The following is a 15,215-nucleotide window of genomic DNA, read 5'->3' as shown; positions in this document are numbered from 1 at the left end:
TAGTAAGCTGTTGAAAGAAATGGTAATTTACGATAATGTTTTTTACCAGAATTCAGGGCGCAGATTCATTCAGCGCACCTAAACGATAGTAAAGTAACAATATATTTTACTAGTGTAATCACATTAGGTATCAACGGCTATATGAATTGCGTTGGCCTATATTAGCATGGAATGCGAAGCGGCTTTATCTTACTGAACGCCACACTGGCGAAAAATGTGTTCGATAGACGCAGTGTCAGGAGGAACGAGTGAAACATAAACAACGTTGGGCGGGGGCAATCTGCTGTTTTGTCCTCTTCATTGTGGTGTGCCTTTTTCTGGCGACGCACATGAAAGGCGCTTTTCGGGCTGCCGGGCATCCTGAAATTGGCTTGCTGTTTTTCATTCTTCCTGGAGCGGTTGCCAGCTTCTTTTCACAGCGTAGAGAAGTCCTGAAACCTCTATTTGGCGCAATGCTGGCGGCACCCTGTTCGATGCTCATAATGCGGCTGTTTTTTTCACCAACGCGCTCATTCTGGCAAGAGCTGGCATGGTTATTAAGTGCGGTGTTCTGGTGTGCGCTGGGGGCATTGTGTTTCTTATTTATCAGTAGTTTGTTTAAATCACAGCACAGAAAAAATTAATGAAGCCCTCAACACGAGGGCTTGTCAGACGCTCAGGCGTCCAGATTCTCTTTCACCCATGCAGCAAAATCGGTATAGCCGCCGATATGTTGCTGATCGACAAAAATCTGCGGCACGGTTTCTACGGGTTTACCTGCCTTTTGTTGTAGATCTTCTTTAGTGATCCCTTCCGCACGAATATCTACATACTGATACTGAAAATCATCGCGTTCATTGCTCAACTTCTCAGCCAGATCTTTTGCGCGCACACAGTAAGGGCAACCCGGACGACCAAAAATAACGGCTTGCATTGTTTCTCTCCTCATCGGTTTATGCCGGTAATGATCACGCCAAAATGTATTCGCTGAAAGTAGGTTTAACCTGTTGCATTAATTGCTAAAAGCTATAACTGTTAAACACAATACTGTGAAAAGTTATAGACTGAGGGCTTACTTTGCTGAGGGAAGCGTATGCGCGCGATCGGTAAATTGCCTAAAAGCGTGGTGATACTGGAATTTATCGGGATGATGTTGCTGACGGTAGCGCTACTGTCGGTAAGCGACGTCTTGTCGCTGCCTGAGCCATTTTCTTGGCCAGAGGTGCAGATTCTGATGATTTTTCTCGGTGTTTTGCTCATGCTTCCCGCTGCGGTGGTGGTTACCCTTCAGGTGGCAAAACGTTTAACACCACAGTTGATGAACCGTCCACCGCAATATTCACGTTCAGAAAGAGAAAAAGATAATGACGCCAACCATTGAACTTATTTGTGGCCATCGCTCCATTCGCCATTTCACTGATGAACCCATTTCCGAAGCGCAGCGTGAGGCGATTATTAACAGCGCCCGTGCGACGTCCAGTTCCAGTTTTTTGCAGTGCAGTAGCATTATTCGCATTACCGACAAAGCGTTACGTGATGAACTGGTGACGCTGACCGGCGGGCAAAAACACGTAGCGAAAGCGGCGGAGTTTTGGGTGTTCTGTGCCGACTTTAACCGCCATTTACAGATCTGTCCGGATGCACAACTTGGCCTGGCGGAACAACTGTTGCTCGGTGTCGTTGATACGGCAATGATGGCGCAGAATGCGTTAACCGCAGCGGAATCGCTGGGATTGGGCGGGGTATATATCGGCGGCCTGCGCAATAATATTGAAGCGGTGACGGAACTGCTGAAATTACCGCAGCATGTTCTGCCGCTGTTTGGGCTGTGCCTTGGCTGGCCTGCAGATAATCCGGATCTTAAGCCGCGTTTACCGGCTTCCATTTTGGTGCATGAAAACAGCTATCAACCGCTGGATAAAGACGAACTGGCGCAGTATGACGAACAACTGGCGGAATATTACCTCACCCGTGGCAGCAATAATCGCCGGGATACCTGGAGCGATCATATCCGCCGAACAATCATTAAAGAAAGCCGCCCATTTATACTGGATTATTTGCACAAACAGGGTTGGGCTACGCGCTAAAACCGCCACGCCGATGTATGATACGCGGGCTTTTGACCAGGTCTGACAGAGAGGTGCAGGGTGAAAATTGCCATATTGTCCCGGGATGGAACGCTCTATTCGTGTAAGCGGCTGCGTGAAGCCGCTATACAGCGTGGTCACCTGGTTGAAATTCTTGATCCGCTTTCTTGCTACATGAACATAAATCCTGCGGCGTCTTCTATTCACTACAAAGGCCGCAAGTTACCCCATTTTGACGCTGTGATCCCGCGTATTGGCACCGCCATTACCTTTTATGGGACGGCGGCACTGCGCCAGTTCGAGATGCTGGGGAGCTATCCGCTCAATGAGTCGGTCGCCATTGCCCGGGCGCGTGACAAATTGCGTTCGATGCAACTGCTGGCGCGTCAGGGCATCGACCTGCCTGTCACGGGCATTGCGCATTCGCCGGATGATACCAGCGATTTAATCGACATGGTCGGTGGTGCGCCGCTGGTGGTTAAGCTGGTTGAAGGTACGCAGGGAATTGGTGTCGTGCTTGCGGAGACGCGTCAGGCGGCGGAAAGCGTGATTGACGCCTTTCGCGGTCTGAACGCGCATATTCTGGTGCAGGAATATATCAAAGAGGCGCAAGGGTGCGATATCCGCTGCCTGGTTGTTGGGGATGAAGTGGTCGCTGCGATTGAACGGCGGGCGAAAGAGGGCGATTTTCGTTCCAATTTGCATCGTGGAGGCGCGGCAAGCGTCGCCAGTATCACACCACAGGAGCGTGAAATCGCGATAAAAGCCGCGCGAACGATGGCGCTGGACGTTGCTGGTGTGGATATTCTGCGTGCTAATCGCGGGCCATTGGTGATGGAGGTGAATGCGTCGCCGGGGCTGGAAGGAATAGAAAAAACCACCGGTATCGACATCGCGGGTAAAATGATCCGCTGGATCGAACGCAACGCCACGACAGAATATTGCCTGAAAACGGGTGGTTAGTCGCAATCACATTACTGATCATGGTTTTGCCTGCGCTTTTTGCGTAAGCTGTGCCGGTCTTTTTATCGAAAGAGGTTGTACAAAATTATGACATCGCTGGTCGTTCCTGGTCTGGATACGTTGCGTCAATGGCTCGATGACCTGGGGATGAGTTTTTTTGAATGTGATAACTGTCAGGCTCTGCATCTGCCCCATATGCAGAATTTCGACGGTGTCTTTGATGCCAAAATCGATCTGATCGATAACACGATCCTGTTTTCTGCCATGGCGGAAGTCCGACCTTCAGCCGTATTGCCGCTGGCGGCGGATTTATCTGCCATCAATGCCAGTTCGCTGACCGTGAAAGCATTTCTTGATATGCAGGATGATAATCTGCCAAAGCTGGTGGTTTGCCAGTCTTTATCCGTTATGCAGGGCGTAACCTATGAGCAGTTTGCATGGTTCGTGCGTCAGAGCGAAGAGCAGATTTCGATGGTCATTCTTGAAGCTAATGCCCATCAACTGCTGTTACCGACTGACGATGAAGGGCAAAACAACGTTACCGAAAACTATTTCCTCCACTGATAACTCCTTTAGAGTACGCAGTCGCTGCCGCAGTGACTGCGTGCTGCAAAATTATCTGCTGTTTTTAACCTTTTATTAAAGATTATTTCACTTCTCTTGTGCCGATTTGGCTTTATCACATAGAGCAAATACGCATAAAAATTTGTTAAATACCGTTTTTTAATTCGAGCTATAGTCTCAAACCCTGGCTAAAGTTATTCTTGCGATGCTTTTATATAGCGAGCAGTGCTGGCCGGGAGAGAGTTCTCTTTTCTTACACCGAGCCGATAAAAAATATGCACGAATATTGCATATCTTTCAGTGTGACAACTTTTGTTCGTTTGTTAACGAACTTTCAGAAGGAAAGAGATATGACCGCCTTAAATAAAAAATGGCTATCGGGTCTGGTTGCGGGTGCTCTGATGGCCGTCTCTGTCGGCACGCTCGCGGCTGAACAAAAAACACTCCACATCTATAACTGGTCTGATTATATCGCCCCGGATACGGTGGCCAATTTTGAAAAAGAAACCGGTATTAAAGTCGTTTACGATGTTTTCGATTCCAACGAAGTACTGGAAGGCAAATTAATGGCGGGGAGCACCGGGTTTGACCTGGTGGTGCCGTCAGCAAGCTTTCTTGAACGCCAGCTGACAGCGGGAGTTTTCCAGCCACTGGATAAAAACAAATTGCCGGAGTGGAAGAATCTCGACCCGGAACTGCTGAAGCTGGTCGCCAAACACGATCCCGACAATAAATTTGCTATGCCCTATATGTGGGCGACGACCGGGATTGGTTATAACGTCGATAAAGTTAAAGCGGTGCTGGGCGAAAACGCGCCCGTCGATAGCTGGGACTTGATCCTCAAACCTGAAAATCTGGAAAAACTGAAAAGCTGCGGCGTCTCTTTCCTTGATGCACCGGAAGAAGTGTTTGCTACCGTGCTGAATTATCTCGGTAAAGATCCCAACAGCACTAAAGCAGATGATTACACCGGACCGGCAACCGATCTGCTGTTAAAGCTGCGCCCGAACATTCGTTATTTCCATTCATCTCAATACATTAACGACCTGGCAAACGGCGATATCTGCGTCGCTATTGGCTGGGCGGGCGATGTCTGGCAGGCGTCAAACCGCGCGAAGGAAGCGAAGAATGGCGTTAATGTCTCGTTCTCGATTCCGAAAGAAGGGGCGATGGCGTTCTTTGATGTCTTCGCCATGCCTGCGGATGCCAAAAATAAAGACGAAGCCTATCAATTCCTGAATTATCTGCTGCGCCCGGATGTGGTGGCGCATATTTCCGACCATGTGTTCTATGCCAATGCTAACAAAGAAGCTACGCCGCTGGTAAGCGCGGAAGTGCGTGATAATCCAGGGATTTACCCGCCTGCGGACGTTCGTGCGAAGCTGTTCACTCTGAAAGTGCAGGATCCGAAAATCGACCGTGTGCGCACCCGCGCGTGGACCAAAGTGAAGAGCGGAAAATAATCCGCAGCCGTAGATGCCGGACGGGCGCACCACACCCGCCGGCAATTCGCACCATCAGGGTGCGCTTGCACACATTCAATGCCGGAGAGCAGCCGTGAATGACGCTATCCCTCGCCCCCAGGCGAAAACCCGTAAGGCGCTGACGCCGCTATTAGAAATCCGTAATCTGACTAAATCTTACGATGGTCAGCATGCGGTCGATGATGTCAGCCTGACCATCTATAAAGGCGAAATCTTCGCGCTGCTGGGCGCATCCGGCTGTGGCAAGTCCACGCTACTGCGTATGTTGGCCGGTTTCGAACAACCTTCTGCCGGGCAGATTATGCTTGATGGCGTCGATTTGTCACAGGTGCCGCCTTATCTGCGTCCTATCAATATGATGTTTCAATCTTACGCGCTGTTTCCGCATATGACCGTGGAGCAGAACATCGCCTTTGGCCTGAAACAGGACAAACTGCCGAAAGCAGAAATTGCCAGCCGGGTCAACGAGATGCTCGGCCTGGTACATATGCAGGAGTTCGCCAAACGCAAACCGCACCAGCTTTCCGGCGGTCAGCGACAGCGTGTGGCGCTGGCCCGAAGCCTTGCCAAGCGCCCGAAACTATTACTGCTCGATGAGCCGATGGGCGCGCTGGATAAAAAGCTGCGTGACCGGATGCAGCTTGAAGTGGTGGATATTCTGGAGCGCGTCGGTGTGACCTGCGTAATGGTCACTCACGATCAGGAAGAGGCGATGACCATGGCGGGGCGCATCGCCATTATGAATCGTGGGAAATTTGTCCAGATTGGCGAGCCGGAAGAGATCTACGAGCATCCGACCACGCGCTACAGTGCTGAATTTATCGGTTCGGTAAACGTCTTTGAAGGTGTACTCAAAGAGCGTCAGGAAGATGGTCTGGTGCTTTATTCGCCGGGGCTGGTGCATCCACTGAAAGTTGATGTAGATGCTTCGGTGGTCGATAACGTGCCGGTGCATGTGGCGCTGCGGCCGGAAAAAATCATGCTTTGCGAAGCACCGCCCGCCAATGGTTGTAACTTCGCGGTGGGGGAGGTGATGCACATTGCCTATCTCGGCGATCTTTCGGTGTATCACGTTCGCCTGAAAAGCGGGCAGATGATCAGCGCCCAGCTACAAAACGCCCATCGCTATCGTAAAGGATTACCCACCTGGGGCGATGAAGTGCGCTTGTGCTGGGAAGTGGACAGCTGTGTGGTGTTGACGGTTTAAGGAGCAAAGATGAGTACACTTGAACCTGCTGCCCAGTCGAAACCGCCGGGCGGATTTAAGCTGTGGTTGTCGCAGCTGCAAATGAAGCATGGGCGCAAACTGGTCATTGCGTTGCCGTATATCTGGTTGATCTTACTGTTTCTGCTGCCATTTCTGATTGTATTTAAAATAAGCCTGGCGGAGATGGCGCGCGCTATTCCACCTTATACCGAACTGATGGAGTGGGCTGACGGGCAACTTTCCATCACCCTCAATCTTGGTAATTTCCTGCAACTGACTGACGATCCGCTCTATTTCGATGCATATCTCCAGTCGTTACAGGTAGCGGCGATTTCGACAATTTGTTGTTTACTGATCGGCTATCCGCTGGCGTGGGCGGTGGCGCACAGTAAGCCTTCGACCCGCAATATCTTATTGCTGCTGGTGATCCTGCCGTCGTGGACCTCGTTTCTGATCCGCGTTTATGCCTGGATGGGAATATTAAAAAATAACGGCGTGCTGAATAACTTTCTGCTATGGCTGGGGGTTATCGACCAGCCGCTGACCATTCTGCATACAAACCTGGCTGTTTATATCGGCATTGTTTATGCCTATGTACCGTTTATGGTGCTGCCGATTTATACCGCGTTGATTCGTATTGATTATTCGCTGGTGGAAGCGGCACTGGATCTCGGTGCACGACCGCTGAAAACGTTCTTTACTGTGATCGTGCCGCTGACCAAAGGCGGGATTATTGCCGGATCGATGCTGGTGTTTATCCCGGCTGTGGGCGAGTTTGTGATCCCTGAACTGCTCGGTGGCCCGGACAGCATCATGATCGGGCGCGTGCTGTGGCAGGAGTTTTTCAATAACCGCGACTGGCCGGTGGCCTCGGCGGTAGCGATCATCATGTTGCTGCTGCTAATTGTGCCGATAATGTGGTTCCACAAGCATCAGCAAAAAAGCGTGGGAGAACACGGATGAATAATTTACCGGTGGTTCGTTCGCCCTGGCGGATTGTGATTTTGCTGCTGGGCTTCACCTTTCTCTACGCGCCAATGCTGATGCTGGTGATCTATTCATTCAACAGCTCGAAGCTGGTGACGGTGTGGGCCGGCTGGTCAACGCGCTGGTATGGCGAATTATTGCGCGATGACGCGATGATGAGTGCGGTTGGTTTAAGCCTGACAATTGCGGCCTGTGCGGCGACGGCGGCGGCGATCCTCGGGACGATTGCGGCGGTCGTGCTGGTGCGCTTTGGCAGGTTTCGCGGATCAAATGGTTTTGCCTTTATGATCACCGCGCCGCTGGTGATGCCAGATGTCATCACGGGCTTGTCGCTATTGTTGTTATTCGTCGCGCTTGCTCATGCCATTGGCTGGCCTGCGGAGCGAGGTATGCTCACCATCTGGCTGGCGCATGTCACTTTCTGTACGGCTTATGTGGCAGTCGTTATTTCGTCGCGTCTGCGGGAACTGGATAGCTCGATAGAAGAAGCAGCGATGGATCTTGGTGCGACGCCACTGAAAGTGTTTTTCGTCATTACGCTACCGATGATCATGCCCGCGATCATTTCTGGCTGGTTACTGGCTTTTACTCTGTCGCTCGACGATCTGGTGATTGCCAGCTTTGTTTCCGGGCCAGGAGCCACCACGTTACCGATGCTGGTCTTCTCCAGCGTGCGGATGGGGGTAAATCCGGAAATCAACGCCCTGGCAACATTGATCCTCGGCGCGGTCGGAATTGTCGGATTTATCGCCTGGTATCTGATGGCGCGCGCAGAAAAACAGCGGATACGCGACATCCAGCGTGCAAGACGTGGCTGAAGACACTAAAATTTGCCAACCTGGCTACATAATGCCGCGCATGTCGCGGCATTGTTTTCATGGAAGACGAAACGTTGGGATTTTTTAAGAAAACATCTTCATCTCATGCTCGCCTGAATGTGCCTGCGCTGGTGCAGGTGGCGGCGCTCGCCATTATTATGATCCGTGGCCTCGACGTGCTGATGATTTTCAATACGCTGGGCGTGCGCGGTATTGGCGAGTTCATTCATCGCAGTGTACAAACCTGGAGTTTAACACTGGTCTTTTTAAGCAGCCTGGTGCTGGTTTTCATTGAGATCTGGTGTGCGTTTTCACTGGTGAAAGGGCGTCGCTGGGCGCGCTGGCTGTATCTGTTGACACAAATCACGGCCGCCAGTTATTTGTGGGCGGCTTCGCTGGGGTATGGTTATCCGGAGCTGTTCAGCATTCCCGGTGAATCAAAACGTGAAATCTTCCATAGCCTGATGCTGCAGAAGTTGCCGGATATGCTCATCCTGTTGCTACTGTTCGTTCCCTCAACCAGTCGGCGGTTCTTCCAGTTGCAATAATGTGTATAATCGTCGCCCCTGATGATGTGAAGGTCAATGTATGCAGTGCGCACTTTACGACGCGGGTCGCTGTCGTTCCTGTCAGTGGATAACGCAGCTGATTCCAGAGCAACTCTCCGCTAAAACCGCCGATCTTAAAAATCTGCTCGCCGACTTTTCGGTTGAGGAATGGTGCGCGCCGGTGTCAGGCCCGGAGCAAGGGTTTCGTAATAAAGCCAAAATGGTGGTGAGTGGTAGCGTTGAAAAACCACTGCTCGGTATGCTGCATCGCGACGGCACACCAGAAGACCTTTGCGATTGCCCGCTTTATCCTGCCTCATTTGCGCCCGTTTTTGCGTCGCTAAAACCGTTTATCGCCCGTGCGGGGCTAACCCCCTACAATGTGGCGCGTAAGCGTGGCGAACTGAAATACATTCTGCTGACTGAAAGCCAGAGCGATGGTGGCATGATGCTGCGCTTTGTACTGCGTTCCGAAACCAAGCTGGCACAACTGCGTAAGGCGCTGCCGTGGTTACAGGAACAACTGCCGCAGCTGAAAGTTATTACCGTCAACATTCAGCCGATACATATGGCGATTATGGAAGGGGAAACGGAGATTTACCTGACCGAACAACAGGCGCTGGCGGAGCGTTTTAACGATGTGCCGCTGTGGATCCGTCCACAAAGTTTCTTCCAGACTAATCCGGTGGTCGCCAGCCAGCTGTACGCTACTGCGCGCGACTGGGTACGACAGTTGCCGGTTAAACATATGTGGGATCTGTTCTGTGGCGTGGGCGGCTTTGGTTTACACTGCGCGACGCCTGACATGCAGTTAACCGGGATCGAAATTGCGCCAGAGGCCATTGCCTGTGCGAAGCAGTCAGCTGCTGAACTGGGCTTAACGCGTTTGCAATTTCAGGCGCTGGACTCCACTCAGTTTGCCACCGCTCAGGGGGAGGTGCCGGAGCTGGTGCTGGTTAACCCGCCGCGCCGCGGCATTGGTAAACCGCTGTGTGATTATCTTTCAACGATGGCTCCGCGTTTTATCATCTACTCCAGCTGTAACGCCCAAACGATGGCCAAAGATATCCGCGAACTGTCAGGTTATCGTATTGAACGGGTACAGCTTTTTGATATGTTCCCGCACACCGCGCACTATGAAGTGCTGACACTGTTGGTGAAGCAATAAAAAAGCCGCGGCTGCGGCTTCAGATTGCTGATAAGGTGCGCGTTGTTCATGTCGGATGCGGCGTGAGCGCCTTGTTCGGCCTACAAAATCGTGCTAAATCAATGCATTGCAGGGTAAATGTAGGCCTGATAAGCGTAGCGCATCAGGCAATCTTACTTTTGTCATCAGTCCCGATTACTGCGGGAACCACTGGTCATTGATTTTCTGATACGTACCATCTGCTTTAATCGCTGCCAGTGCGTTATTCAGTTTTTCCAGCAGGGCTTTATTATCCGGACGTACAGCGATGCCCAGACCGGTGCCGAAGTACTGCGGGTCGGTTACTTTCTCTGTTGCAACGCCCAGTTGTGGATTGGTTTTCAGCCATTCATTAACCACCGCTGTGTCACCAAATACCCCATCAATACGACCATTTTTCAGGTCGATAAAGGCATTTTGATAACTGTCATAGGAGACAGTTTTTACTTCCGGGTGTTGATCCTGAATATATTTCTGGTGCGTTGTACCGTTTTCCATCCCAATGCGTTTGCCTTTCAGGTCGGCAAACGTTTTGTAGGTATCTTTTTTGGCAATCACAACAGCTGAGTTTTCGTAGTAGGGCGTGGTAAATGATACCTGCTTGCTACGCTCCGGCGTGATATCCATACCGGAGATAACGGCGTCATATTTTCTGAATTTCAGTGACGGGATGAGGCTGTCGAAAGCGTGATTGGTAAAAGTACATTCTGCCTGCATCTGTTTGCATAACGCTTTTGCCAGGTCGATATCAAAGCCGACAATCTCATTATTAGCACCTATAGATTCAAAGGGAGGATAGGTCGCTGATACGCCGAAATTGATTTTCTCTGCGGCAGAAGCGCCGAATGCACAGGATGAAAGTAAAGCGGCAAGAACTAACTTTTTCATGATGGAACTCCCGTCTGTCAATCTTATGATTTTTGGCCGTGTCTGCGGCATGAGATAACAATGCCATTAAGTGAATTTATATGCAATAAATATGATTAAATAATTCATAATGAATAAAAAAAGACGGACAACTTAGTGGGTTGTCCGTCTTCATCATATGATTTTATGCACTATGTAGGCCGGATAAGGCGTACACGCCGCATCCGGCATAGGCACCGTGCTGGTGTCTGATGCGACGCTGGCGCGTCTTATCAGACCTACAAATCATCTGGCATCAGCATGCAGCCATGTCAATTCCGTCGCTCGAACGCCAGCGCTTTGCGCTCGATCAAACGCATCATCAGTGTCAGCAGGCCGTTGACGACCAGGTAAATAATTCCCGCCGCGCCGAACACCATGACATCGTAGGTGCGTCCGTACAACAACTGGCTGTAACCCATCACTTCCATCAGCGTAATGGTGTAAGCCAGAGAGGTACTTTTAAACACCAGCACAACTTCGTTGGAATAAGAAGAGAGTGAGCGTTTAAAGGCATACGGCAGCAGGATCGCCAGCGTATCTTTTTTGCTCATCCCCAGGGCACTACAGGATTGCCACTGGCCTTCCGGGATCGCACGAATTGCACCGTAAAACAGCTGCGTGGTATACGCGGCACTGTTCAGTGACAATGCAATCAGCGCGCATAACCACGGTTCTGATAACAGATGCCACAGTGCCGGATATTCCTGTAACGTCGGGAACTGGCCTGGACCGTAGTAAATCAGGAAGATCTGCACCAGCAGCGGCGTACCGGTAAACAGCGTGATATAGCCCCGCACCAGCCACACCAGTACCGGCGTTTTCAGCGTCAGGATGATGGTAAAAATCAACGCCAGAATTAGCGCCACAATCAGCGAGGCAATCGTCAGCGTCAGGCTGGTGTGCAGCCCTTTCATCAGTTCGGGTAAATACTCAAGCATCAGCCAGGCCTCCGCTCAAAACGTGTCGCGCGCAGGTCAATGCGTTTGAGAATGTACTGACTGAGCAGGGTAATCACCAGATAGATCGCTGCTGCCACAATGTACCAGGTAAACGGCTCCTGAGTACGGGTGGCAATGCTTTTAGTTTGCAGCATTAAATCATTCACACTTATCAAACTGACCAGCGCGGTATCTTTCAGCAGTACCAACCACTGGTTACCGAGACCAGGCAGCGCATGACGCCACATCTGCGGCATCACCAGGCGGAAAAAGATAGCCGATTTCGACAGCCCCAGCGCCTGACCGGATTCCCACTGGCCCACCGGCACCGCTTTCAGTGCGCCACGCAGGGTTTGCGAGGCATAGGCGGCATACAGTAGCGACAGGGCGATAACCCCACACAGGAACGGGCTAACGTCGAAGTTCTCAATGTCCATCTGCACCGGGATCTGTACGATCCCAAGATTGATGGTGAAGCCATCCGAAAGCGTCAGCAGTAACTGCGAGGAGCCAAAATAGATAAACAGCACCACCAGAATTTCTGGCAGACCGCGCAGAATCGTCACCAGTGCTGAACCTGTCCACGCGACAGGACGCCATTTTGCTGACTCCCACACCGCAAAGAACATCGCCAGCGCCAGTCCGACAATCAATGCACAAACGGCAAGGCCGACGGTCATCCCGGCGGCGCTTGCTAAAGGAAAAAATTCATTCATCAGGTATTACTTCTGGAACCATTTGTTGTAGATGGTTTCGTAAGTGCCATCTTTCTTCACTTTTTCCAGCGCAGTGTTGAATTTCTGCTGCAGTTCAGTGTTGCCCTGACGTACCGCGATGCCGAGGCCAGTACCGAAGTAATCTTTATCGGTCACTTTGTCGCCGACAGCCGCCAGTTTCGGGTTATCTTTCAGCCATTCGGTTACCACTGCGGTGTCACCAAAAACGCCGTCGATACGACCGTTTTGCAGATCGAGTTTTGCGTTCTGGTAGCTATCATAAGGAACCGTGGTGATTTCCGGATGTTTATCCATAATGAATTTCTGGTGCGTCGTCCCGTTCTGAACGCCGACTTTTTTGCCTTTCAGCTGATCAACGCTGGTGTATTTACCTTGTTGACCCACAAACAGGGCAGAGTTGTCATAGTACGGCGTGGTAAACAGCACCTGCTTTTCACGCTCCGGGGTGATATCCATACCAGCCATCACCGCGTCTACGCGACGGAATTTCAGGCTTGGGATCAGGCTGTCAAACGCCTGGTTAGAGAAAGTGCAGGTCGCATCAATCTCTTTACACAATGCCTGCGCCAGGTCGACGTCAAAACCAACGATCTGGTTGTTTGCATCCATTGATTCAAACGGAGGATAGGAGGCTTCGGTGGCAAAACGAATAGTTTCGGCAGCTGTGGCGGAAAGACTAAAACCTGCAATTAACGCGGCAATCAGAACTTTTTTCATTGTTGTTATCCCGAATCTTAGTGAGAGAGATAGTTTTTAAATGCTTCGGTTTGCGGCTCGGTAAAGCAGCGCGCGTCGCCTTGTTCTACGATATGACCATTTTCCATATACACCACACGGCTGGCGGTTTTACGCGCCACTTCCACTTCGTGGGTGACGATCACCTGGGTAATATTGGTTTCTGCCAGCTCACGAATGATGCTGACGATTTGTGCCGTAATTTCCGGGTCCAGCGCGGCGGTCGGTTCATCGAACAGCAGTACCTGCGGTTCCATCATCAACGCACGCGCAATAGCAACACGCTGCTGCTGACCACCAGAAAGATGCAGCGGATAGCGATCACTGAAAGGTTTCAGGCGCAGACGTTCCAGCAATTTTTCTGCACGGGCCAGCGCCTGATCTTTACTCAATCCCAGTACACGGCAGGGCGCTTCAATCAGGTTTTGCTGCACGGTGAGGTGCGGCCACAGGTTGTATTGTTGAAACACCATACCGACGTTACGACGCAGATCGCGAATCGCTTTGTCTGAGGGCGTTTTAGTGAAATCGAAATGGTTGCCTGCAATGTTGAGCGTACCGGAGCGCGGCATCTCAAGCAGATTGAGTACACGCAGCAGCGAGCTTTTACCCGCGCCACTGGGGCCAAGTAACACCAGCGTTTCGCCCTGTGGGCAATCCAGCGTGATATCGAACAGCGCCTGATGCGCGCCGTAAAAGCAATTAATGCCGTTTAATTGAATACTCATTGACACTCGTATACTGGCAGTCTGATAGCTATTGAGGTCGAAGATAGTACCTTTGACAGAATAATTATGCAATATTTCTGCTTTAAAAGTTAAAAGCAAAGCGCATTATTCACTAAACATAGCACAAAATAACGGGGGTGGTGGGCGGCGAGCATAAATGTCGGCATTCCTCACGAAATGCCGGACAATTTACGGGGGTTATTGGTTGATCAAGGCGTTAGCGATTCTCGATTGACTGACGGAGTGTACCTGCTGTGGCATGAACGCTGCCGCCTAAGTAGCGCACATCGTCAATCACCCAACACTGGCCTTCCTGAATCATTAACACTTCATCCTGCCAGCCCTGGTCACCCTGTTTGAGATCCACGCGCAAAGGAATGTTACGGGCATCACGATTAGGGATAGTCGATGCACTGGCAACGTGGGCGCTGTCTGGCAAGGTGGTTCGACTGGAGAACGGATCGCTGCTTAACAATTCACGATGACTATTATCGCGGCTGGCATCGCTAAGTAGGGTTGCCAGTTTGTCACTCAAATAGGGGCGCAGAGCGGTAATGTCATTGCTGCGATGTTGAATGCGGTAGTCATAGAATTGTTGAGCCACGCTGTCAGGTCCACCCTGGACACAGGAACCGGTGCGGGGGCCGTTATCTTTATAAGCTGGCGTGACGGTGGTACAGGCACTCAGCAGCAGTGCACATGGAATAAGTAGAGATAGTGAACGGTAGCGCATAATCATTTCCTTATTGGCTTGCTTTCTGCGTCACACTATGACCAAAAACAATCAGATTATTTAATACATTGTTTTTTATACAATTCTGAAACAATCTGAAGACCCGATTAGGCTTAAGTCCATTGCTGGCTCCCCATTCAAGGTTGATCGTAGCTGACTTACTTAAATTACCCAAACAATAGACAGTGTAAACCATTTGTGAGGCTGAGCGTGTTATAAGACTGAAATGATCATTTAAGGTAAATATGATAGTTCTGAAACGCTGGTATAAATCCTGCTGTAGAAGTTAAGAGCATCTGCAGGAAGCCAGTTGCACATTTATAACGCATGATAGGTGACCAAGATTCTTTTCTATGATTGACAAAATTTTAACATATGATGATAGGCCCTAAGATTAAGATGATTGCAAAAATCACAATGTATGTTTGAAATGAGCGAAATTTGATAGTCCCAACTTTAACTTTCGATAATATTATTTTTGTTACGGTTGTGAGTGAAGAATATAATCTTATTTAGCTAATGGATTTGAGTTAAGAATAATATAATTTTTTTTAATGCGCCATTAATTAATATGAATATAGAATGTGTTGTGACTTTATGTTTATAAAGCAC

The 15,215-nt window shown here is 50.3% G+C and carries 18 protein-coding genes; 11 read left to right on the top strand and 7 right to left on the bottom strand.

Translation table 11 applies throughout. The features are described 5' to 3' along the window. Window positions 1–248: 248 nt before the first annotated feature. Window positions 249–623 carry an inner membrane protein YbjM gene (locus tag HEN33_RS08570; RefSeq protein ID WP_000681109.1) on the top strand — a complete coding sequence of 125 codons (375 nt, stop codon included), beginning with the start codon at window positions 249–251 and terminating at the stop codon, window positions 621–623. Between the two features lie 32 nt (window positions 624–655). On the opposite strand, the gene grxA is transcribed toward HEN33_RS08570, so the two are convergent. After that, window positions 656–913 (bottom strand): glutaredoxin 1, encoded by a 258-nt coding sequence (grxA, locus tag HEN33_RS08565; RefSeq protein WP_176263140.1) that lies wholly within the window; start codon window positions 911–913, stop codon window positions 656–658. Window positions 914–1,072: 159 nt separating this feature from the next. Here grxA and HEN33_RS08560 point away from each other — a divergent pair, with 159 nt between their 5' ends. From HEN33_RS08560 to rlmC, 10 genes are all read left to right on the top strand, one after another. Then, window positions 1,073–1,360: a YbjC family protein gene (locus tag HEN33_RS08560; RefSeq protein ID WP_176263141.1), complete on the top strand. Its 288-nt coding sequence runs from the start codon at window positions 1,073–1,075 to the stop codon at window positions 1,358–1,360. Continuing rightward, entirely contained in the window at window positions 1,344–2,066 is a 723-nt protein-coding gene (nfsA, locus tag HEN33_RS08555; protein WP_000189134.1) for a nitroreductase NfsA, read from the top strand. The genes HEN33_RS08560 and nfsA overlap by 17 nt, the downstream gene beginning before the upstream one ends. Before the next feature lie 60 nt (window positions 2,067–2,126). Further along, the gene (rimK, locus tag HEN33_RS08550; RefSeq protein WP_176263142.1) at window positions 2,127–3,029 is read left to right on the top strand and encodes a 30S ribosomal protein S6--L-glutamate ligase; all 903 of its coding nucleotides are present in this window, start codon (window positions 2,127–2,129) and stop codon (window positions 3,027–3,029) included. Window positions 3,030–3,116: 87 nt separating this feature from the next. Beyond that, window positions 3,117–3,593: a type III secretion system chaperone family protein gene (locus tag HEN33_RS08545; protein ID WP_000203025.1), complete on the top strand. Its 477-nt coding sequence runs from the start codon at window positions 3,117–3,119 to the stop codon at window positions 3,591–3,593. Between the two features lie 350 nt (window positions 3,594–3,943). After that, window positions 3,944–5,056: a spermidine/putrescine ABC transporter substrate-binding protein PotF gene (gene potF / locus HEN33_RS08540; protein WP_000126061.1), complete on the top strand. Its 1,113-nt coding sequence runs from the start codon at window positions 3,944–3,946 to the stop codon at window positions 5,054–5,056. Between the two features lie 94 nt (window positions 5,057–5,150). Next, complete coding sequence (gene potG / locus HEN33_RS08535) at window positions 5,151–6,284, top strand: putrescine ABC transporter ATP-binding subunit PotG (protein WP_000996009.1); 1,134 nt, start codon at window positions 5,151–5,153, stop codon at window positions 6,282–6,284. A gap of 9 nt (window positions 6,285–6,293) precedes the next feature. Continuing rightward, window positions 6,294–7,247: a putrescine ABC transporter permease PotH gene (gene potH, locus HEN33_RS08530; protein ID WP_000105436.1), complete on the top strand. Its 954-nt coding sequence runs from the start codon at window positions 6,294–6,296 to the stop codon at window positions 7,245–7,247. Then, window positions 7,244–8,089: a putrescine ABC transporter permease PotI gene (gene potI, locus HEN33_RS08525; RefSeq protein ID WP_032302777.1), complete on the top strand. Its 846-nt coding sequence runs from the start codon at window positions 7,244–7,246 to the stop codon at window positions 8,087–8,089. Before potH ends, potI begins: the two co-directional genes overlap by 4 nt. Window positions 8,090–8,148: 59 nt before the next feature. Beyond that, a complete protein-coding gene (locus HEN33_RS08520; protein WP_000389258.1) occupies window positions 8,149–8,637 on the top strand; it encodes a YbjO family protein in 489 nt (162 codons plus the stop codon). A 40-nt stretch (window positions 8,638–8,677) separates the two neighbouring features. Next, the gene (rlmC, locus tag HEN33_RS08515) at window positions 8,678–9,805 is read left to right on the top strand and encodes a 23S rRNA (uracil(747)-C(5))-methyltransferase RlmC (protein ID WP_176263143.1); all 1,128 of its coding nucleotides are present in this window, start codon (window positions 8,678–8,680) and stop codon (window positions 9,803–9,805) included. Window positions 9,806–9,979: 174 nt separating this feature from the next. Here rlmC and artJ read toward each other — a convergent pair whose 3' ends face one another. The 6 genes from artJ to HEN33_RS08485 form a co-directional block, all read right to left on the bottom strand. After that, window positions 9,980–10,711 (bottom strand): arginine ABC transporter substrate-binding protein ArtJ, encoded by a 732-nt coding sequence (artJ, locus tag HEN33_RS08510; protein ID WP_001354873.1) that lies wholly within the window; start codon window positions 10,709–10,711, stop codon window positions 9,980–9,982. A 290-nt stretch (window positions 10,712–11,001) separates the two neighbouring features. Beyond that, window positions 11,002–11,670, bottom strand: a complete 669-nt coding sequence (gene artM, locus HEN33_RS08505; protein ID WP_000895400.1) for an arginine ABC transporter permease ArtM — start codon at window positions 11,668–11,670, stop codon at window positions 11,002–11,004. Next, a complete protein-coding gene (gene artQ / locus HEN33_RS08500) occupies window positions 11,670–12,386 on the bottom strand; it encodes an arginine ABC transporter permease ArtQ (RefSeq protein ID WP_176263144.1) in 717 nt (238 codons plus the stop codon). Before artQ ends, artM begins: the two co-directional genes overlap by 1 nt. A 6-nt stretch (window positions 12,387–12,392) precedes the next feature. Further along, the gene (gene artI, locus HEN33_RS08495) at window positions 12,393–13,124 is read right to left on the bottom strand and encodes an arginine ABC transporter substrate-binding protein ArtI (protein ID WP_000756580.1); all 732 of its coding nucleotides are present in this window, start codon (window positions 13,122–13,124) and stop codon (window positions 12,393–12,395) included. Window positions 13,125–13,141: 17 nt separating this feature from the next. Continuing rightward, window positions 13,142–13,870 (bottom strand): arginine ABC transporter ATP-binding protein ArtP, encoded by a 729-nt coding sequence (gene artP, locus HEN33_RS08490; protein WP_000027198.1) that lies wholly within the window; start codon window positions 13,868–13,870, stop codon window positions 13,142–13,144. Window positions 13,871–14,087: 217 nt separating this feature from the next. Next, on the bottom strand, window positions 14,088–14,603 hold the full coding sequence (locus HEN33_RS08485) for a lipoprotein (protein ID WP_001270657.1): 516 nt from the start codon (window positions 14,601–14,603) through the stop codon (window positions 14,088–14,090). Between the last annotated feature and the right edge of the window lie 612 nt (window positions 14,604–15,215).

The sequence above is a fragment of the Escherichia sp. 94.0001 genome (assembly GCF_013369155.2).
GTDB classification, from domain to species: domain Bacteria; phylum Pseudomonadota; class Gammaproteobacteria; order Enterobacterales; family Enterobacteriaceae; genus Escherichia; species Escherichia coli_F.
This window is presented reverse-complemented; position numbering and strand designations above follow the sequence as displayed.

Bases quoted from the DNA above. Each gene is read 5' to 3' on its own strand.
- artJ (WP_001354873.1), bottom strand. From the start codon at position 10,711: ATGAAAAAGTTAGTTCTTGCCGCTTTACTTTCATCCTGTGCATTCGGC.
- potI (WP_032302777.1), top strand. From the start codon at position 7,244: ATGAATAATTTACCGGTGGTTCGTTCGCCCTGGCGGATTGTGATTTTG.
- rlmC (WP_176263143.1), top strand. From the start codon at position 8,678: ATGCAGTGCGCACTTTACGACGCGGGTCGCTGTCGTTCCTGTCAGTGG.
- potH (WP_000105436.1), top strand. From the start codon at position 6,294: ATGAGTACACTTGAACCTGCTGCCCAGTCGAAACCGCCGGGCGGATTT.
- HEN33_RS08520 (WP_000389258.1), top strand. From the start codon at position 8,149: ATGGAAGACGAAACGTTGGGATTTTTTAAGAAAACATCTTCATCTCAT.
- HEN33_RS08560 (WP_176263141.1), top strand. From the start codon at position 1,073: ATGCGCGCGATCGGTAAATTGCCTAAAAGCGTGGTGATACTGGAATTT.
- nfsA (WP_000189134.1), top strand. From the start codon at position 1,344: ATGACGCCAACCATTGAACTTATTTGTGGCCATCGCTCCATTCGCCAT.
- grxA (WP_176263140.1), bottom strand. From the start codon at position 913: ATGCAAGCCGTTATTTTTGGTCGTCCGGGTTGCCCTTACTGTGTGCGC.
- potF (WP_000126061.1), top strand. From the start codon at position 3,944: ATGACCGCCTTAAATAAAAAATGGCTATCGGGTCTGGTTGCGGGTGCT.
- artP (WP_000027198.1), bottom strand. From the start codon at position 13,870: ATGAGTATTCAATTAAACGGCATTAATTGCTTTTACGGCGCGCATCAG.
- artI (WP_000756580.1), bottom strand. From the start codon at position 13,124: ATGAAAAAAGTTCTGATTGCCGCGTTAATTGCAGGTTTTAGTCTTTCC.
- HEN33_RS08545 (WP_000203025.1), top strand. From the start codon at position 3,117: ATGACATCGCTGGTCGTTCCTGGTCTGGATACGTTGCGTCAATGGCTC.
- artM (WP_000895400.1), bottom strand. From the start codon at position 11,670: ATGCTTGAGTATTTACCCGAACTGATGAAAGGGCTGCACACCAGCCTG.
- artQ (WP_176263144.1), bottom strand. From the start codon at position 12,386: ATGAATGAATTTTTTCCTTTAGCAAGCGCCGCCGGGATGACCGTCGGC.
- HEN33_RS08485 (WP_001270657.1), bottom strand. From the start codon at position 14,603: ATGCGCTACCGTTCACTATCTCTACTTATTCCATGTGCACTGCTGCTG.